19 protein-coding genes are annotated in these 18770 nt (G+C 37.2%); 2 read left to right on the forward strand and 17 right to left on the reverse strand.

Annotation, left to right across the window (positions count from 1 at the left end; translation table 11 throughout):
* Positions 1-74: 74 nt before the first annotated feature.
* The 14 genes from ACZ2V4_RS10870 to ACZ2V4_RS10935 form a co-directional block, all read right to left on the reverse strand.
* Positions 75-593, reverse strand: coding sequence for an NYN domain-containing protein (locus ACZ2V4_RS10870; protein ID WP_283722235.1), 519 nt, complete (start codon positions 591-593; stop codon positions 75-77).
* On the reverse strand, positions 593-1336 hold the full coding sequence (gene rlmB / locus ACZ2V4_RS10875) for a 23S rRNA (guanosine(2251)-2'-O)-methyltransferase RlmB (protein WP_490514867.1): 744 nt from the start codon (positions 1334-1336) through the stop codon (positions 593-595). Before rlmB ends, ACZ2V4_RS10870 begins: the two co-directional genes overlap by 1 nt.
* Positions 1323-1733: a Mini-ribonuclease 3 gene (locus ACZ2V4_RS10880; RefSeq protein WP_219493311.1), complete on the reverse strand. Its 411-nt coding sequence runs from the start codon at positions 1731-1733 to the stop codon at positions 1323-1325. The genes rlmB and ACZ2V4_RS10880 overlap by 14 nt, the downstream gene beginning before the upstream one ends.
* Positions 1726-3120: a cysteine--tRNA ligase gene (gene cysS / locus ACZ2V4_RS10885; RefSeq protein WP_219493312.1), complete on the reverse strand. Its 1395-nt coding sequence runs from the start codon at positions 3118-3120 to the stop codon at positions 1726-1728. Before cysS ends, ACZ2V4_RS10880 begins: the two co-directional genes overlap by 8 nt.
* Entirely contained in the window at positions 3104-3757 is a 654-nt protein-coding gene (gene cysE / locus ACZ2V4_RS10890; protein WP_219493313.1) for a serine O-acetyltransferase, read from the reverse strand. The genes cysS and cysE overlap by 17 nt, the downstream gene beginning before the upstream one ends.
* Before the next feature lie 237 nt (positions 3758-3994).
* Positions 3995-5449 carry a glutamate--tRNA ligase gene (gltX, locus tag ACZ2V4_RS10895; protein ID WP_219493314.1) on the reverse strand — a complete coding sequence of 485 codons (1455 nt, stop codon included), beginning with the start codon at positions 5447-5449 and terminating at the stop codon, positions 3995-3997.
* Positions 5450-5466: 17 nt separating this feature from the next.
* Positions 5467-5946, reverse strand: coding sequence for a 2-C-methyl-D-erythritol 2,4-cyclodiphosphate synthase (ispF, locus tag ACZ2V4_RS10900; RefSeq protein ID WP_490514868.1), 480 nt, complete (start codon positions 5944-5946; stop codon positions 5467-5469).
* On the reverse strand, positions 5943-6623 hold the full coding sequence (gene ispD / locus ACZ2V4_RS10905) for a 2-C-methyl-D-erythritol 4-phosphate cytidylyltransferase (protein WP_420496237.1): 681 nt from the start codon (positions 6621-6623) through the stop codon (positions 5943-5945). Before ispD ends, ispF begins: the two co-directional genes overlap by 4 nt.
* Positions 6616-7665, reverse strand: a complete 1050-nt coding sequence (locus tag ACZ2V4_RS10910) for a PIN/TRAM domain-containing protein (RefSeq protein WP_219493317.1) — start codon at positions 7663-7665, stop codon at positions 6616-6618. The genes ispD and ACZ2V4_RS10910 overlap by 8 nt, the downstream gene beginning before the upstream one ends.
* A gap of 12 nt (positions 7666-7677) precedes the next feature.
* Entirely contained in the window at positions 7678-9039 is a 1362-nt protein-coding gene (radA, locus tag ACZ2V4_RS10915) for a DNA repair protein RadA (RefSeq protein WP_219493319.1), read from the reverse strand.
* Between the two features lie 223 nt (positions 9040-9262).
* Complete coding sequence (locus ACZ2V4_RS10920) at positions 9263-11689, reverse strand: ATP-dependent Clp protease ATP-binding subunit (protein WP_219494863.1); 2427 nt, start codon at positions 11687-11689, stop codon at positions 9263-9265.
* 9 nt (positions 11690-11698) lie between these two features.
* Positions 11699-12703, reverse strand: a complete 1005-nt coding sequence (locus ACZ2V4_RS10925; RefSeq protein WP_118003427.1) for a protein arginine kinase — start codon at positions 12701-12703, stop codon at positions 11699-11701.
* Entirely contained in the window at positions 12693-13079 is a 387-nt protein-coding gene (locus ACZ2V4_RS10930; RefSeq protein ID WP_219493322.1) for a UvrB/UvrC motif-containing protein, read from the reverse strand. The genes ACZ2V4_RS10925 and ACZ2V4_RS10930 overlap by 11 nt, the downstream gene beginning before the upstream one ends.
* Positions 13080-13089: 10 nt before the next feature.
* Positions 13090-13551: a CtsR family transcriptional regulator gene (locus ACZ2V4_RS10935; RefSeq protein WP_219493324.1), complete on the reverse strand. Its 462-nt coding sequence runs from the start codon at positions 13549-13551 to the stop codon at positions 13090-13092.
* 184 nt (positions 13552-13735) lie between these two features.
* Here ACZ2V4_RS10935 and ACZ2V4_RS10940 point away from each other — a divergent pair, with 184 nt between their 5' ends.
* Positions 13736-14944 (forward strand): NupC/NupG family nucleoside CNT transporter, encoded by a 1209-nt coding sequence (locus tag ACZ2V4_RS10940; RefSeq protein ID WP_219493326.1) that lies wholly within the window; start codon positions 13736-13738, stop codon positions 14942-14944.
* Between the two features lie 83 nt (positions 14945-15027).
* Here the strand turns inward: ACZ2V4_RS10940 and ACZ2V4_RS10945 are convergent, their stop codons facing one another.
* The 3 genes from ACZ2V4_RS10945 to pdxS form a co-directional block, all read right to left on the reverse strand.
* Entirely contained in the window at positions 15028-15654 is a 627-nt protein-coding gene (locus tag ACZ2V4_RS10945; RefSeq protein WP_219493328.1) for a nitroreductase family protein, read from the reverse strand.
* Positions 15655-15756: 102 nt separating this feature from the next.
* Positions 15757-16317, reverse strand: a complete 561-nt coding sequence (gene pdxT / locus ACZ2V4_RS10950; RefSeq protein ID WP_219494864.1) for a pyridoxal 5'-phosphate synthase glutaminase subunit PdxT — start codon at positions 16315-16317, stop codon at positions 15757-15759.
* Position 16318: 1 nt separating this feature from the next.
* Positions 16319-17206: a pyridoxal 5'-phosphate synthase lyase subunit PdxS gene (gene pdxS, locus ACZ2V4_RS10955; protein ID WP_099482278.1), complete on the reverse strand. Its 888-nt coding sequence runs from the start codon at positions 17204-17206 to the stop codon at positions 16319-16321.
* Positions 17207-17310: 104 nt separating this feature from the next.
* Here pdxS and pdxR point away from each other — a divergent pair, with 104 nt between their 5' ends.
* Positions 17311-18645 (forward strand): MocR-like pyridoxine biosynthesis transcription factor PdxR, encoded by a 1335-nt coding sequence (gene pdxR, locus ACZ2V4_RS10960; RefSeq protein ID WP_490514869.1) that lies wholly within the window; start codon positions 17311-17313, stop codon positions 18643-18645.
* Positions 18646-18770 lie beyond the last annotated feature (125 nt).

An 18770-nucleotide genomic window follows, 5' to 3' on the forward strand; every position in this document is an offset into this window, starting at 1 on the left:
ACGGCCCTCTAGTTTTTAACTATAGCGTAAATTGTTTTAAAGATTATTACAAACAATAGTTTTTACTCAAAAAATTATTGTTTTCCTCTTCGTATACGTTCTAACTTTTGCAAAGTTTCTTTATCTAGCACGATTCTAGTTCTTGGTTTCACTTCATGCATCTGCTTCATATCTTTTTCAACGATCATTTTTTCTTCTTCAAGATTTGTAATAAATTCACGTGATGGTATGCGTAGTGCACCACTGCCAAAGATTGCATGCTGTTCTGACATATCACTTGTTACGACTTTAATGGTCGTAATATGTTTTTTGTACAACTCAAAAGTTAAACGCTCAATCACTGCATCCGCGGTTTCATTCTCTTTAGAATAAATCACACGGATACCATGGAATAATTCTTCTTGTTCATGAGATTTTACATCATACGCATCGAAGACCACAATGACATCATCTTGAATCCTGGCATTATAATTCGCAAGTTCCAGTAATAAATTCACACGTGCTTCTTCTAGTGAATCCATAGCAATAGCAGATAGATGACGACTTTGCCCTATTACGTTATAGCCGTCTATAATTGTATAAAATTCTTTCATCAGTCTATTGGGTTCCTTTTACGATACACTTCGTACATCAGCAAACTTGCCGCAACAGAAGCATTTAAACTGTTAACATGACCAACCATCGGTAAATGAACCAAGAAGTCGCATTTCTCTTTCACTAGTCGGCTCATCCCTTCGCCTTCTGAGCCAATAACGATTGCCAAATCCATATCAGCATTCATTTTACGATAGTCTACTGATTGCTTGGCGTCCGTTCCCGCTATCCAGTAACCCGCATCCTTTAACTTATCAATCGCCTGATTAATATTATTCACTCGCATTACTGGCACATGCTCCACTGCACCTGTAGAAGCTTTGACAACCGTTTGATTCAGACTTACAGAACGGCGCTTTGGTATCATGATACCATCTATACCAATAGCATCGGCAGTTCTAATAATTGAACCTAAGTTGTGTGGGTCCTCCAGTCCATCTAATATCATAATTGTATTTAACTTATCAGACGCTTTATTGCTCAGAAAATCTTCAAGTTCCGTATACTCATAAGGAGATATCATTGCCAGTATCCCTTGATGCGGAACATCTGATAAATAATCCAGTTTTGATTTAGGAACTGTTTGAACGACAATCTTTTTTTCTTTACACAGATTCAAAAGACTGCTGATTTGAGACTTATTAATACCTTCTTGAATTAATACTTTATTGATTTCATGGTCTGAAGTTACAGCGCTTTTTACAGCATGCCTGCCTACGATTATTTCATCAGTTGCTTTCATCTTTACCCCTCTTTTCACACAGTGATATGATTTCATTGAGCAGTGCATCGAGCCTTTCATTATCTTCATTCAAATGCAAGTACCCGATAACCGCTTCTAATCCCGTACTTTTTTTGTAAGTTACGACGTCTGTATTTTTTGCTTTTGTATGGCTCTTAGCGTTACGTCCACGCATTAATATGTCCATTTCTTCCGTTGTAAAAAAGTTGTCTTCAACAAGTGAATCAAATGTCTGAGACTGACTCTTAGCAGAAACGAAGAATGTCGCATATCGATGCAGTTCATTGGGTTTACGATTTTTTTCGCGCACAATGTAATTGCGTATATATAAATCTAGAACTGCATCGCCTAAATATGCAAGCGTCAACGGATTATATAAACTTGCCTGATTAACCACGTTTGTACCTCACACCTTGCGCTGTATCTTCAAGAATAATATTTTGCTCTTTTAATGCATCACGAATCTCATCTGCACGTTTAAAGTCTTTATTCTTTCTCGCCTCTTGACGCTCTTCAATTAATCGTTCAACCTCTTCATCTAGCAATGTATCACTTGTATTCAGTTTCACACCTAGGACTTCACTAAAAATTTCAAACACTTCGATAAATCGATTAATGACTTTTAAATCTGTAGATGAATTCTGATTATATATATTTGCCTGTTTCGCAAGTTCATACCATGCAGTAATCGCATTAGCAGTATTGAAATCATCATCCATGGCAGTTTCAAATTGTTTCAATATGTTATCAATCACAAGGATTGTTTCAGCATGATCTACAACATCCACCGATATTGCCTGACGTTCTTTCATCGCCTGGTACGCATTTTGAATACGCTCAAGCCCTGCTTTAGCGCTAGCAACAAGCTCCATATTATAGTTGATAGGATTTCTGTAGTGGACACTGATCATAAAGAAACGTAATACATTCGGATCAATTTCTTTAATAATGTCATGTACAAGAATGAAGTTTCCTAAAGATTTACTCATCTTCTCATTGTCTATATTAATAAATCCATTGTGTAGCCAATAATTAGCAAAAGTCGTGTCGTTGTGCGCTTCTGATTGTGCAATTTCATTTTCATGATGCGGGAATGTTAAATCACTTCCTCCAGCATGGATATCGATAGAATCTCCTAAATGCTTCTTTGCCATTACAGAACACTCAATATGCCACCCCGGTCGTCCTTCTCCCCAAGGCGACTGCCAGCTGATTTCTCCCGGCTTTGCTGTTTTCCATAATGCAAAGTCAAGCGCATCATCTTTAAGTTCTCCAGTCTGGATACGTGCACCTATTTTAAGTTCATCGATTGACTGGTGGCTAAGCTTACCATAACCATCGAACTTACGTGTTCTAAAATAAACATCGCCACCACTTTCATAAGCGTAGCCTTTCTTAATTAATTCATCAATAAATTCAATAATGTCCTCCATATGATCCATTACACGAGGGTGGTGTGTTGCAGTCTTACAGTTTAAAGCATGTGTGTCCTCAAAGTATGCTTCAATAAAACGGTCTGCTATCTCTGGCACCGTCTCTCCAAGTTCATTTGCCGCTTTAATCAGCTTATCGTCTACATCGGTGAAGTTAGAGACATAATCAACCTCATATCCTCGATATTCAAAATAACGACGTACCACATCAAAACTGATAGCCGGACGGGCATTTCCGATATGAATATAATTGTAGACAGTCGGTCCACACACATACATTTTTACTCTTCCTTCTTCAATGGGTACAAACTTCTCTTTACTTCGAGTCAATGTATTATATAACGTAATCATCCTGAATCTCTCCATTTCTTGACGCCTCTATATGACGTTCTAGTTCTTTTAATTTTTCATATACCGGGTCGGGCAAATTCGTATGTTCAAACGACTTACCGACCTTTACCTTGACCCCATTTTGTCTTACAATACGTCCCGGTATTCCTACGACAGTAGAATAATCGGGAACACATTTCAGAACAACAGAATTCGCTCCAATATTTACATTATTCCCAATCTGTATATTTCCCAGCACCTTAGCCCCAGCTGCAATTAATACGTTATCTCCTATATCAGGATGACGTTTTCCGCGTTCTTTACCCGTACCACCAAGCGTTACTCCTTGATAGATTGTAACGTTATCTCCAATCGTACACGTTTCACCAATGACAATACCCATACCATGGTCAATAAATAAACGCCTTCCTATCTTTGCACCTGGATGGATCTCAATTCCAGAGAAGAATCTTGAAATCTGACTGATACTTCGTGCAATGAAGTACATTCTACGCTTGAAGAACCAATGGGCAATTAAATGCCACCACACTGCGTGTAATCCCGAATATGTCAAAAATACCTCAATACTACTTCTCGCTGCCGGATCCTGTTCAAAGACCATTGCAATATCATCTTTAATACGTTTAAACAACGGCATCCTCCCCTCTAAATAAAAAGAAGCACCTCTTATTACAGAGGTGCTTCAGCACGGTTCCACTCTTATTAATAGATAGCATCTATTCACTCGTATTATATTCAATTTCATACATGAGGTGCATTCAGTCATCTATTTATCGTATTCTTCCACCAGCCGAATACTCTCTAAAAGATAAATTGAAGACTTACTTAGTCTCATACCTTGATTATAAAGGATAGCGATAATTTTTCAACGATTTTATTTCACGTACTTTTGAACACGTGCAATAACTTTTTCTTTACCAAGTAATTCTAATGTATTTGGTAGCTCTGGGCCATGCATTTGTCCTGTTGTCATAACACGAATCGGCATAAATAAATTTTTCCCTTTGATACCTGTTTCTTTCTGTACAGATTTAATTGCCCCTTTAATACTTGGCGCATCAAATGTTTCTAATGCTTCTAACTGACCAATTAAACTTTGAGCAAGTTCAGGGACCTGTTCTCCATTTACGACCTCAGACTCTGCTTCTCCAAGTTCAATTTCATCACGGAAGAATAACTCACTTAGTTCAACAATTTCACCGGCGTAACTCATCTGCTCCTGATATAATCCAACTAAAGCTTTTGCCCAAGCAAGCTCTTCATCTGTCGGTTGTTCAGAAACAAGTTCAGCTTTTTTCATATGTGGTAACGTCATTTCAAATACAGTATCTAAATCTTTCGTTTTCATATACTGGTTGTTGATCCACGCTAGTTTTTGTTTATCAAAGAATGCTGGTGATTTGCTTAGACGTTTCTCATCAAACATTTCAATGAATTGTTCTTTTGTAAAGATTTCCTCTTCACCTTCAGGAGACCAGCCGAGCAGTCCAATAAAATTAAATAACGCTTCTGGTAAGTATCCAAGATCGTGGTATTGTTCAATAAACTGAATGATTGAACCGTCACGTTTAGACAATTTCTTACGGTCTTCGTTCACGATTAACGTCATATGACCAAACGTCGGGATTTCATATCCTAGCGCTTCATAGACCATCATTTGTTTTGGTGTGTTTGAAATATGGTCGTCACCGCGAATGACATGAGTAATCTCCATAAAGTGATCATCGATTGCTACTGCAAAGTTATACGTTGGGATACCATCCTTCTTAACAATAACCCAGTCACCGATACCGTTAGAATCAAATGAAACTTCTCCTTTAACCATATCATTAAACGTGTATACCTTATCTTTCGGCACACGGATACGAATTGCAGGTTGTCTACCTTCAGCGATCAGTGCTGCTTCTTCTTCTTTCGTTAAATGCGCATGCTTACCACCATATCTTGGCATTTCTCCACGCGCAAGTTGTGCCTCGCGTTCTGCTTCTAATTCTTCGGCAGTCATATAGCAGCGATAAGCTTTGTCTTCAGCTAATAATTTCTCGATAATTGGATTATAAATATCAGCACGCTCAGATTGACGATAAGGACCAAATCCTCCATCTTTATCAATTGATTCATCCCAGTCCATTCCTAACCATTGTAAGAACTTTAACTGGCTCGCTTCTCCACCTTCTACGTTACGCGCAGTATCTGTATCTTCAATTCGGATAATAAAATCTCCACCGTTATGTCTGGCAAATAAATAGTTAAATAATGCCGTACGCGCATTTCCAATATGTAAGAACCCCGTTGGACTTGGTGCATATCTTACTCTTACTTTACTCATCTTGTTCACTCCATTAATTAGTTTGTTTTTAATAATAATACCACAGCTTGTGCCTGTATACCTTCTTGTCGTCCTAAATAACCCATCTTCTCGTTCGTTGTCGCTTTGACGTTCACGTTGAAAATGTCTGTATTTAAGACATTCGCAATCGACTCTCGCATAGCATCGATATGCGGACGGAATTTCGGTTTTTCTGCAATAACTGTCGCATCTAAATTGCCTATTTCATATCCTAACTTAAGAACATGCTGGTACGCCTCTTTTAATAAAATCTTAGAATCCGCACCTTTGTACTTCGGATCATCATCCGGAAAAAATTTGCCGATGTCACCAAGAGAGACAGCACCTAAAATTGCATCTGTAATCGCATGGAGTAATACGTCGGCATCACTATGTCCAAGTAATCCTTTATCGTGTTCCAGTTTGATGCCGCCGATGATTAAAGGTCGACCTTCGACTAATTGGTGTACATCATATCCATATCCAATTCTCATCAAATCCCTCTTTTCTTCAGTATTGCTTCCGCAAAGAACATATCTTCCGGCGTTGTAATCTTAATATTATCATAATCACTTTCAACGATGTTAACTGGGTACAGCCGTTCAACAAGCGACGCATCGTCAGTACCTAAAAAGTCATCTTCATCTGCTTTATTATATGCTTCAAGTAATAAATGATAGCTGAATGCTTGTGGTGTTTGAATCTGCCAAAGTTCTTCTCTATTTAACGTTTCTTCTACCTGGAAATCAATCACACGCTTAACCGTATCTTTCACTTTAACAGCGGCAACAACACTTTTATATTGTTGTACTTTTGTATATAACTTATACAATGTTTCTGGTGTAACAAAAGGTCTTGCCGCATCATGTATAAACACATAATCGCACGGCTGAATTGCTTTGAGCACATTATAGATGCTATATTGTCTTTCACTACCGCCTACAGTCACTACTTCTATTTTGTTATAAGCTTTAGACATTGCTTTAAGCATTTCCAATTCATCTTTTTGTGCTGCTAAATGAATGGCACGGCAATTATCATCACTCTGAAACGTTTCAAGTGTATGCTCAAGAATCGATTTACTGTGTAGTTGTAATAGAATTTTATTTTTATCAGCCTGCATTCTTTTGCCCATACCGGCTGCGGGAATAATTACATCATACATATTAGTCATTCACTTTCTTCGTAAAAATAATTCGACCTGAAGATGTCTGCAATATGGATTGCACTTCCACTTGAATTTGTTTGTTGATATACTTCTTACCATGTTCTACAACAACCATCGTACCATCTTCCATGTAGCCTACACCTTGATCTTCTTCTTTTCCTGATTTAGTGACATTTAATAACATCTTATCTCCTTGAGCGACAACAGGTTTAATTGCTTCTGACAGATCATTTACATTCAGCACTTGGATACCTTGCACTTGGCAGACTTTATTCAAATTGAAATCTGTAGTGATCACACTCGCCTTCATGTCTTTCGCCATCGTAACAAGCAACTGGTCCACTTCTTTAATGTTTTTATTCCCTGGAATAATATTCAAAGGATGTCCTGTCTCTTGCAGTTCACTTAATATATCTAACCCACGTTGCCCCTTATCTCTCTTTATTCCATCTGTCGAATCAGCTATTAATTGTAATTCATCCAGCACACCTTGTGGCACTACAATCGTACCATCTAAAAAACCGCACTTTACGATTGATAAAATACGCCCATCGATAATTGCAGAAGTATCTAATAGTTTTGGGAAATCGAATGATTTTCTCTTATTAGGCTGAAAACGTTCAGGCAAGAAACTTAATATCTCACCACGTTTTTGAATACCCACTTGAAAACCTAAATATCCTAATACAACTGCTAAAATAATCGGTACCGTATTCTTAAGAAAAGGAAACCCCATAAAGTTAAAGATTAAACTGATCATTGAAGCAATCATCAGACCAATAATCATACCGAAAGTTGCGATAATCAAATCAATAAAATTGATCTTAAGGAGGAGTTTCTCACCTCTTATAATTAAAGCCACAACACGATCGACAAGCCAGTAAAATAAAAGAAAAAAGACAGCGATACCTACGGCCCCATCGATATATGGATTAGATAATATATCAGGAACTTTAAAATCAAACAGTCCAACAAGCTCAGGTATCAAGAAGATACCTGCTGAAGCACCTACAACGAAAAATATTAATAAAACAAGCTTTCTTAACATCTATACACCTCCTTAAAATGCCATTTTTAATGCTTCGTTAATATTTGTTACACCAATCACTTCAATATTTCCGGGGAAATCCCAGCCACCAATATTATTTTTGGGGATGATGACACGTTTAAAACCGAGTTTTTCAGCTTCTTGTACACGTTGTTCAATACGTGCAACACGTCTCACTTCACCAGTCAGACCGACTTCTCCGATAAAACAGTCATCGCCTCGTGTCGGTTTATCATTATAGCTTGAAGCGATGCTTACGATAACACTTAAATCAACAGCAGGTTCATCAAGTTTTACACCACCCGCAACTTTCACATATGCATCCTGTTGCTGTAATAAATATCCTTGTTTTTTCTCTAGTACAGCCATCAATAGGTTCAGTCGATTATGGTCGACACCTGATGCCATTCTTCTTGGATTATGAAAAGATGTCGGCGTTACAAGTGACTGAACTTCAACTAGTAATGGACGCGTGCCTTCCATCGTTGCAACGATAGTTGAACCTGCTACATTTTTTGTACGTTCTTCAAGGAACATTTCTGAAGGATTCAGGACTTCTTTAAGGCCTGTATTCTTCATTTCAAATATACCCATTTCATTTGTCGAACCAAAACGATTCTTCACTGCGCGTAATATTCTGTAGCTATGATGAGTATCTCCTTCAAAGTAAAGAACTGTATCAACCATATGTTCTAGTAACCTTGGACCTGCGATCTGTCCTTCTTTTGTCACGTGCCCTACGATAAATGTTGCAATGTTCATCTGCTTTGCGATACGCATTAACTCTTGTGTACATTCTCTGACTTGCGATACAGAACCAGGTGCACTTGTAACCTCTGGATGAAATATTGTTTGAATTGAATCGATAACCAAAAATTTCGGTTTTGTTTTCCTTACCGTTTCGTGGATAATCTGAAGGTTGGTTTCTGCATATACATCAAGCTCACCTGCATCCTCTAATAGACGATCGGCACGTAATTTCGTTTGTCTTACCGATTCCTCTCCAGAAATATAGAGTACGGGATGGTTTTGTGAAAGCATTGCACAAACTTGTAGTAGTAATGTGGACTTACCAATCCCCGGGTCTCCGCCGATAAGTATCAATGAACCCGGAACGATTCCTCCTCCAAGTACACGATCCAGTTCTTTCATCTGCGTATGATCACGAGGAACACTTTCTTTCGTTATATCTTTTAGTTTTTCAACTTTATTACCACTTTGTGATTCAGAAATCGCATTTTTAGGGCCCTTCTGTTTATGCTCAATAACTTCTTCCATTTGATTCCATGCACCACAATTCGGACACTTTCCCATCCATTTCGGTGACTGATAACCACAGGCCATACATTCAAATGTGCTTTTCACCTTTACCAAAGCGATTCCTCCTCATTATGTATCTATTTATTTTAAAGCTTTTTAACTAATTAAACAATTATAACGAAAAAGTCGGTACAGAAGTGTTCTACCATAAGTAAAACCCGAATGATGCTAAGAAAATATTCTTTATTTCCAGCACTATTCGGGTTTGATTATAGTAATTTCTGTACCGCTATTAATTAAAGATTATTAATCTGAAACTTATGTCCCTACTCATCAATTATGCTTTTGCTTTATCAATTTTAAATGCATCATCCACATAATCTATAGTAATGTGATGTCCAGTTAATTCTTCACCCTTTAATAGTTCTTCAGATAACTGATCTTCAATATGTTTTTGAATTGCTCTAGCAAGTGGTCTTGCTCCGTACTCAGGATCATAGCCTTCATCTGCGATTTTCTCTTTCGCTGCATCTGTCAATGAAATATGGATATCTTGCTCTTTCAGTCTGTTTGCAAGCCCTTCGACCATTAATGTCACAATTTCTTTCAATTGATCTTTCTCCAATTTATGGAATACGATGATATCATCAATTCTGTTTAAAAACTCAGGGCGGAATTGTTTCTTAAGCTCATCCATCATCGTTTTACGGATTGTTTCATAATCCTGAGCTGCAGTCTGCCCCCCGAACCCAACAAATTTATTATCTTTAATTTCTTGAGCTCCGACGTTACTCGTCATAATAATAACCGTATTTCTGAAATCTACCGTACGACCTTTCGAATCTGTAAGACGCCCATCATCGAGTACTTGTAACAGAATGTTAAAGACATCTGGATGTGCTTTTTCTATTTCGTCAAATAAGATAACTGAATAAGGTTTACGACGTACCTTTTCTGTTAATTGACCGCCATCATCATGACCTACATATCCTGGAGGAGAACCTACCATACGTGAGACGCTATGTTTCTCCATAAACTCACTCATATCTACGCGAATCATCGCATCCTCTTCACCAAACATTGCCTCAGCTAGTGCTTTCGCAAGTTCTGTTTTACCTACACCAGTAGGTCCTAAGAAGATAAAGCTCCCAATCGGACGTTTGGGATCTTTAAGACCAGCACGTGCACGACGCACAGCTTTAGAAATAGATGATACGGCATCAGCTTGACCAATGACACGATTATGCAAGATTTCTTCCAGGTTCAATAGCTTTTGTGATTCAGTTTCTGCAATTTTAGCAATCGGAATACCTGTCCATTGCGCTACAACATTGGCAATGTCATCTGCAGTTACTGAAGTATTGTTTGAACCTTGTGTTTTTTGCCATTCTTTTTTAGTTTCTTCTAACTTTTTCTCAAGCTGTGTCTGTTTATCACGTAAACTTGCTGCCTGTTCGAACTCTTGAGAATGTACTGCAGCGTCTTTTTCATTCTTCACTTTTTCTAATTCCGCTTCAAGCTCTTTTAAGCTTGGCGGTGTTGTATAATTGCGTAAGCGTACTTTAGAACCTGCTTCATCGATTAAGTCTATCGCTTTATCTGGTAAGAAGCGATCTGATATATAACGATCACTCATCTTAACTGCAGCTACAAGTGCTTCATCAGAAATCTTAATTCTGTGATGTGCTTCATAACGGTCACGCAACCCTTTTAATATTTCTATTGCATCTTCTACATTCGGCTGATCCACTTGAACAGGTTGGAATCGACGTTCAAGTGCTGCATCTTTCTCTATATATTTACGGTACTCTTCCAATGTTGTCGCACCAATACATTGTAACTCACCACGTGCAAGTGCAGGCTTTAATATGTTAGAAGCATCGATTGCTCCTTCTGCACCTCCAGCTCCAATTAAAGTGTGTAATTCATCGATGAATAAGATAATATTACCTGCCTGATGAATTTCTTCCATCACTTTCTTAAGACGCTCTTCGAATTCGCCTCGATATTTAGTACCAGCAACAACAGTACCCATATCTAAACTCATTACACGTTTTCCTTTTAATGTTTCTGGCACTTCATTATTGATAATTGCTTGTGCTAATCCTTCTACAATCGCCGTTTTACCTACACCCGGTTCCCCAATAAGCACAGGATTATTTTTTGTACGACGACTCAACACTTCAATAACACGCGTAATTTCAGCACTACGCCCAATCACTGGATCTAGTGTGCCATCTTTTGCAATGACTGTTAGATCGCGCGCAAGTTCATCAAGTGTCGGTGTATTTTGTGATTTTGAAGCATTCGTATCTTTGCCTGTCATCTCAGGACTACCAAGTAACTTCACCACTTGAGATCTTGCTTTTGTAATGTTTAAGTCAAGATTCGCTAGTACGCGTGCTGCAACTCCTTCATTTTCACGGATTAAACCAAGTAGAATATGCTCTGTCCCTACAAAGTTATGATTTAATTTACGTGCTTCATCAAGTGATAATTCGATGACCTTCTTAGCGCGTGGTGTATATTGTATTGTGCCACCCATGTCTGTACCATGACCGATAAGTTGTTCTACTTCAGATACAACTTTATCTTCTGTGATATTGTAAGCCGCTAAGACTTTTGCAGCGATACCATCAGGCTCTTTTACAAGACCCAACAATAAATGTTCTGTTCCAATGTTGTTGTGATTTAAACGAATCGCTTCTTCTTGTGCATGTGCAAGTACTCTTTGAGCACGTTCTGTTAATCTACCAAACAATATAATTCCTCCTTATAGATGCGTTCGTAGCATCTCTGCTCTTTTTTCTTCTATTGTGCCTTGTGTATCATATACGGTATCTAAAAACGGTGCTTGAATTGCTACCATAAGTTCGTTAAACCTAAACGGAATATTGATGATATCCATATCAATTCCAAGCTTTACTTCACTTAGACGAAGGCTTGCTTCTTCTACTGAAATCTTACGGCTGTATTTCAAAATACCTAAACTACGATAAATTCTATCAATAGTTTCAATATGATCGTAATTATTCATTCGTTTGCGCATATTGAGTTCTTCCTCAATAATCTGTTCGACAACTTGCTGAAGATCTTCAATAATACTTTCTTCATCTTTACCGAGTGTCAACTGATTAGATACTTGGTATATATGACCTAATGCTTGTGTCCCTTCTCCATATATACCACGAATCGTAAAACCAAAACGATTGATAGCTTGAGCGATTCGATTCATACGATTCATAATAGAAAGTCCTGGTAAATGGAGCATTACACTAGCACGTAGACCTGTTCCTATATTAGTAGGACATGTCGTTAAATATCCATAATGCTCGTCAAAGGCCATTGTTAACTTTTCATCTAACCGCTTATCAATATCTTGAGCACGCATATATAACTTCTGAAGAGATAAATCTTTACCGAGCACTTGTATTCTGATATGATCTTCCTCATTTACCATAATGCTCTCTGATTCATCATCGTTAATATAGACGGCACCACCGTTATTATCCAATAATTCTTTACTCATCAAATGCTTTGCGACAAGCATTAAGCGCTCTCGTTCAGATATTTTGCTCATCTTTATTTCTTCATAATCATGAAGCACACTCCCCACCGCTTCAATAACACGTTCTGCATCTCCCTCACTAAACATCATCGGATGCACAAAACCTTCTAAGTTACGCGCCAATCTGATTCTAGAACTCAAGATGACCGGTTCATCTTTACCACTTTGCATCCAGTCGCTAAGTTCACTTTGAAGGTGTTTACTCAACATGAGTATCACCACCTTCCTTTAATACTTTTATTTCGTCTCTTACATTTACAGCTTCTTCAAAGTTTTGTACTTCTATTAATTGCTGTAGTTGTTCTTCCAGTGCTTCAATACGCTTTTTAAGTGCAATCTTTTCTTGAGACTTAAAAGGTTGCTGTCCGACATGTTCCAGATTACCTGCTTGAACTCTCTCTATTACTTGAGGGACATATTGACTAAATGCGTCGTAACATTCACTACAACCAAACTTGCCGATATGCAACGCCTCTCTTAGTGAAAGACCACAGTTAGGACATTTATCAGGATGTGTTTGAAATTCTCCGCTATTAAGTAAATGTTTCAATAGCTGATTCATCGAAAATTCTTCTTCATAAGCCATACTGTACCTCCTAGTTGTATTGGATGATTGCAAGTACATTTTGTAATATATTCGCTCTAATATAATCACGGTACGGTACTTCCATCCTTAAAGTATCTCTGTGAATCGTTGACATGATCAACTTCTTCTCTCTTAATGTAATCAATTCGTTATCATATAGACCCGCAATAATGCGCTCAGCGTTTTGCTGGGAAATCTGCTTACTTGTAAGCTCTTTAAGATGATTTAAAAAAGCTGACTTATCGTTTGATTCAATCTTTGTAATACGGATATAGCCACCGCCACCACGTTTACTTTCGATTTGATAACCATGTTCATTTGTAAACCTTGTTTTAATGACATAATTTAACTGTGAAGGTACACAATCAAACTTCTCTGCAATATGGGCACGCTTAATTTCCACGACGTCATCTGTCGCTTCTTCAAGCAGTTGCTTTAAATATTGTTCAATTATATCCGACATATTGTGCATGACATCACCCACCTTTGACCTTCTTTGACTTTATTATATTTTGATTTGTCATTTAGTGCAAACAATATGTTTATCTTTCATATTTGAACATCTGTTCAAAATGAAATTAAAATTTGTTTAGCGCTTTCATAAATTATATAGTATGATATGTATAGTTAAAATTAATATTAAAAGGAGCGATATTATGAACTTTATAATAGGTATTATCGGACTTATTATCTTCTTGTCTCTCGCATGGATCATGAGTTCGGATAAAAAAGGCGTAAGATGGCAATATATTGGTATCATGCTTGTAATTCAATTCATACTTGCTTTCGTCTTGCTAAAAACAACAGCTGGGATTTGGCTCGTTACACAACTAGCAACTGGATTTGGTTATTTACTTAAGTATGCAGCAGAAGGTGTATATTTTGTATTCCCAGGTGTTAAAAATGATGGCGTAGCTAATTCATTTTTCTTTGATGTATTGTTACCAATCACTTTTATTTCAGCATTAATAGGTATCCTTCAATATTTAAAAATCTTACCTTTTATCATCAAATATTTAGGATTAGTTATTTCTAAAGTAAACGGGATGGGCAAACTTGAATCTTTCAATGCAGTAGCCGCAGCAATTCTTGGGCAATCTGAAGTATTCATTTCATTAAAGAAGCAACTACCGTTTATACCGAAGCATAGGCTGTATACTTTAACAGCGTCGGCAATGTCTACCGTTTCGTTATCAATTGTCGGAGCTTACTTTCAGATGATTGAACCACGATTTGTTGTTACAGCCATCGTACTTAATTTATTTGGTGGATTTATTATCGCTTCAATCATCAATCCTTATAGAGTATCTGCTGAAGAAGAAGATGCGGTGATTATGACTGAAGATGAAAAGAAACAATCATTCTTCGAGATGCTTGGCGAATATATTCTTGATGGATTTAAAGTTGCTATTATCGTTGCAGCAATGTTAATCGGTTATATCGCCTTAATTGCAATGCTTAATGGAATCGTCGAGGCGTTTACACCAGGCGAAATGAACTTCCAGACTATACTTGGGTATTTGTTTGCACCTCTTGCATTCTTAACAGGAATCGCTTGGGACGATGCGGTTCGCGCAGGATCTATTATGGCGACTAAACTCGTTTCGAATGAATTTGTTGCAATGCTAGATATTCAGGCCATCGTTAAAGGAAAGACTGGCGAATTATCAGAACATGCGGTCGGAATCGTTTCTGTATTCTTAGTATCTTTTGCTAACTTCTCATCTATCGGTATTATCGCAGGGGCTATTAAGTCACTTAACGATAAGCAAGGTGATGTGGTCGCTAGGTTCGGTCTGAAATTATTATACGGCGCTACACTTGTATCATTCATTTCAGCAACAATTGCAGGTTTCTTTATATAAAAGATAAGTGGACTGTTTCATAAACAGTCCACTCTTTTTTATGATAATATTGATTGTTTTGTTCCTACAAAATTCGTCTCTAATTAATTATATGTCAATATTTCTGATACATCATATCTTGAGGATGGATAATGTTCTTTAGCTGCAATTCCAATTGCGATGAACATTACAGGTGTGTATCGTCCTCCATCAATATTTAACGCTTGTAATACCGCTCCTCTGTCAAAACCACCAATTGGATTTGTATCGAAGCCATAATCTTTTGCGACAAGCATAAACTGCATTGCCGCCATGGCAGAATCCATCATTCCTTGAGTATACATAGATTCATCTGGCGTCTGATCCAGAAGCTGTTGAATCACCTTCGTATTTTCATCTTTTATATTTTGATCCATATATCCTTCTTTTACATTTTGCTGCATAATTCTATCTAAGTCATTTTTATGGTTATTATCCGATAATACTAGTACAAAAGCTGAGCTTGTATCTAATTGACGCGTATTAAAATGAACGTGATTTCTTATTGCCGCTTTCGATTCATCGGATTCTACTACAACAAATCTCCAAGGTTGTAAATTTAAAGAAGACGGTGCCTTCGTTGCTAAAGTAATCATTTCTTCCATTATTTCATGAGGAATTGTGATATCTGGATTAAACTCTTTTATTGAATGACGTGATTCGATTGCTTGTTTTAATGATAAGTCTTTCATGTAAGACACTCCTTTTTTATAATGATTGATTATAACATGCATCTGAAATGTCACAAAATAAAAAAGCCTACATTTTTCAAATGTAGCCTTTTTACCAAAATATTATTTCATTACCATTTCTTCTATAAAATATTTCATGATTTTAAAATCTTCAGTAAGTTCCGGATGAAATGATATACCGAGATATTTCCCTTGTTTGACTGCTACCATCTTATCGTCTACTATGCTCAGTACTTCCACTTCTGGCCCAACTGACACAATATGTGGTGCACGGATAAAAACTGCATTTACTCGATCTTCAATACCCTTAACATCAAGATCAGCTTCAAAGCTATCGACTTGACGTCCAAATGAATTACGTTCAACTGTAATATCTATCTTCCTTAAATGACCTTCCTCATAACCGACGATATCATTTGCAAGTAAGATTAACCCTGCGCATGTGCCATACATCGGTAATTCACTTTGGCGTAACGTTTCAGTAAAGCCATATAGATCCATCAGACGACGCATCGTTGTTGATTCTCCACCAGGCAATACTAATCCATCGATATCTTCTAGTTGTTCTACACGCTTTACAGGTAAACCTGTATGACCTGCTAGTTCAATATGATGAATATGCTCTCTTACAGCACCTTGCAATGCTAATACACCAATCTTCATATTACCAGCCACGTTCCTGCATTCTTTCTTCTAAAGAAAGCTTATTAATATCTAAACCTTTCATCGCTGCTCCTAACTCTTTAGAAAGTTCACCGATTAATTTATAGTCTTGATAATGTGTTGTCGCTTGAACGATTGCTTTTGCAAATTTCTCAGGTGATTCTGATTTAAAGATACCAGAACCTACGAATACACCATCAGCTCCTAGCTCCATCATTAATGCTGCATCCGCTGGTGTAGCAACACCACCTGCTGCAAAGTTCACAACTGGTAACTTACCTAAAGCTTTAATCTCTTTTAATACCTCATAAGGTGCGCCTAAAAGTTTAGCTTCCGTCATAATTTCATCATCGTTCATTACAGATAGTTTACGCACTTGTGCATTTACTTTACGTAAGTGACGTACAGCTTCAACGATATTTCCTGTACCAGGTTCACCTTTTGTACGTAACATCGCTGCTCCTTCACCGATACGACGCGCTGCTTCACCTAAATCACGACATCCACATACGAATGGTACTGTAAATTCATCTTTCTTTAAATGAAACTCTTCATCTGCTGGAGTTAATACTTCTGACTCATCGATATAGTCAACGCCCATTGCTTCTAATACACGTGCTTCAGTAATGTGACCAATACGACCTTTTGCCATAACAGGTATAGATACTGCATTCATTACCTCTTCAACGATACGAGGGTCAGCCATACGAGCAACGCCACCTGCTGCACGAATATCACTAGGCACACGTTCTAATGCCATTACAGCTACTGCACCAGCAGCTTCAGCAATTTTTGCTTGTTCAGCGTTGACAACATCCATAATAACGCCGCCTTTTTGCATTTCTGCCATACCACGTTTAACTTTATCTGATCCTACGATTTTACTCATTAATATACACCTCATATTCTGAATTTACACTACAATTACTAATGTATAATATTATCTGATATTATAAAAGTATCAGTTATTAATAAAATAAAGGGGTCAGTTTCATGGAGATACTTACATACAAATTCAGTGATCAAAAATATTTATATACGCAATTATATGAAAACATTAAAAGAGATATTTTATCTGGCAAATTAAAACATAAAGAAAAACTCCCTTCGAAACGTAAACTCAGTACACATCTGAACTTAAGTGGAACCACAATCGAGATCGCATATCAGCAATTACTGGATGAAGGATATATATATTCAGTACCAAAAGTAGGTTTTTTTGTAGAAGATATTCAGACGATAAATATAGCACCTGAAAGTAAATCAGACATGCCAAATCATCATCATAAACAAAGACAGTTATCTCTTAAAATAGAAGACAGTCACATAAAATCATTTCCATTTCACAAATTCAGAAAGTACGCACGAGATGCATTTGAACAAGAGCAATATCATTTACTGGAACTTGGTGATGTTCAGGGAGAAGAAATATTGCGCAATGAAATTAGACGCTATCTATATCATTCTCGCGGAGTGAACTGCGAAAATTATCAAATCATTATCGGCAGTTCTACAGAACAGCTGTTTACCCTCCTTACTAAAATATTAGGTAACAGCTCATATATATTAGAAAACCCTGGTTATCCACTCATTCGAAAAGTATTACAAAGCGAACACAAAGACTATCAGTATATCGATATTGATGAAGAAGGACTCATCGTTTCATCACTTCCTGAAGATGTTGAAATTGTGCACGTTACACCAAGTCATCAGTTCCCAACAGGTGTCGTACTCAGCGCAAAGCGCAGAACTGAACTGATTAATTGGTCAAAGCAAAAACAAAATCGCTATATTATTGAAGACGATTACGATAGTGAGTTTAGATATAAAGGAAGGCCTCTCGCTGCATTACAAGGTATGAGCAATGATTGTGTGATATATATGAGTACATTCTCAAAATCTATCTATCCAAGCATCAGATGTGCCTATTTAGTACTGCCTGATAAACTGCTGAAATTGTATAAAGCGATGTCAAAGCCAAATAACACTGTTCCAAGACATATTCAATATATGATAGCTGCATTTATGAAAGATGGTGAATTTGAACGAAATATTAACAGGATGAGAAAGGAATATAAGAAGAAATTAGAGCTTGTACTTCAGTCTGTTAGAGAGACCTTTAAGCAAAGTAATATAACTGGCAGTGATGCGGGTATGCACTTCGTACTCGAGACGAAAGAAATTATCAATAAAGATAGTATTGCAATTAATACGATAGATGATTACTATTCTGGAGAAAAAACAAGTTATAAAAATAAATATATTATCGGATTTGGAAGTATCGAAGACGATGAAATCTCTTCCATTATTAAACGACTAAAAAATTAAACCCATAATAAATAAAAGTAACTGCACTATGCAGTTACTTTTTTGTATAAAAAAAGAGACCTAACAGGTCCCCAATGTGCGGCTCATCGCATCCATTTATATATTGCCCGGCAACGTCCTACTCT

The sequence above is a fragment of the Macrococcus sp. CoH-51_TC_04 genome (genome assembly GCF_058188655.1).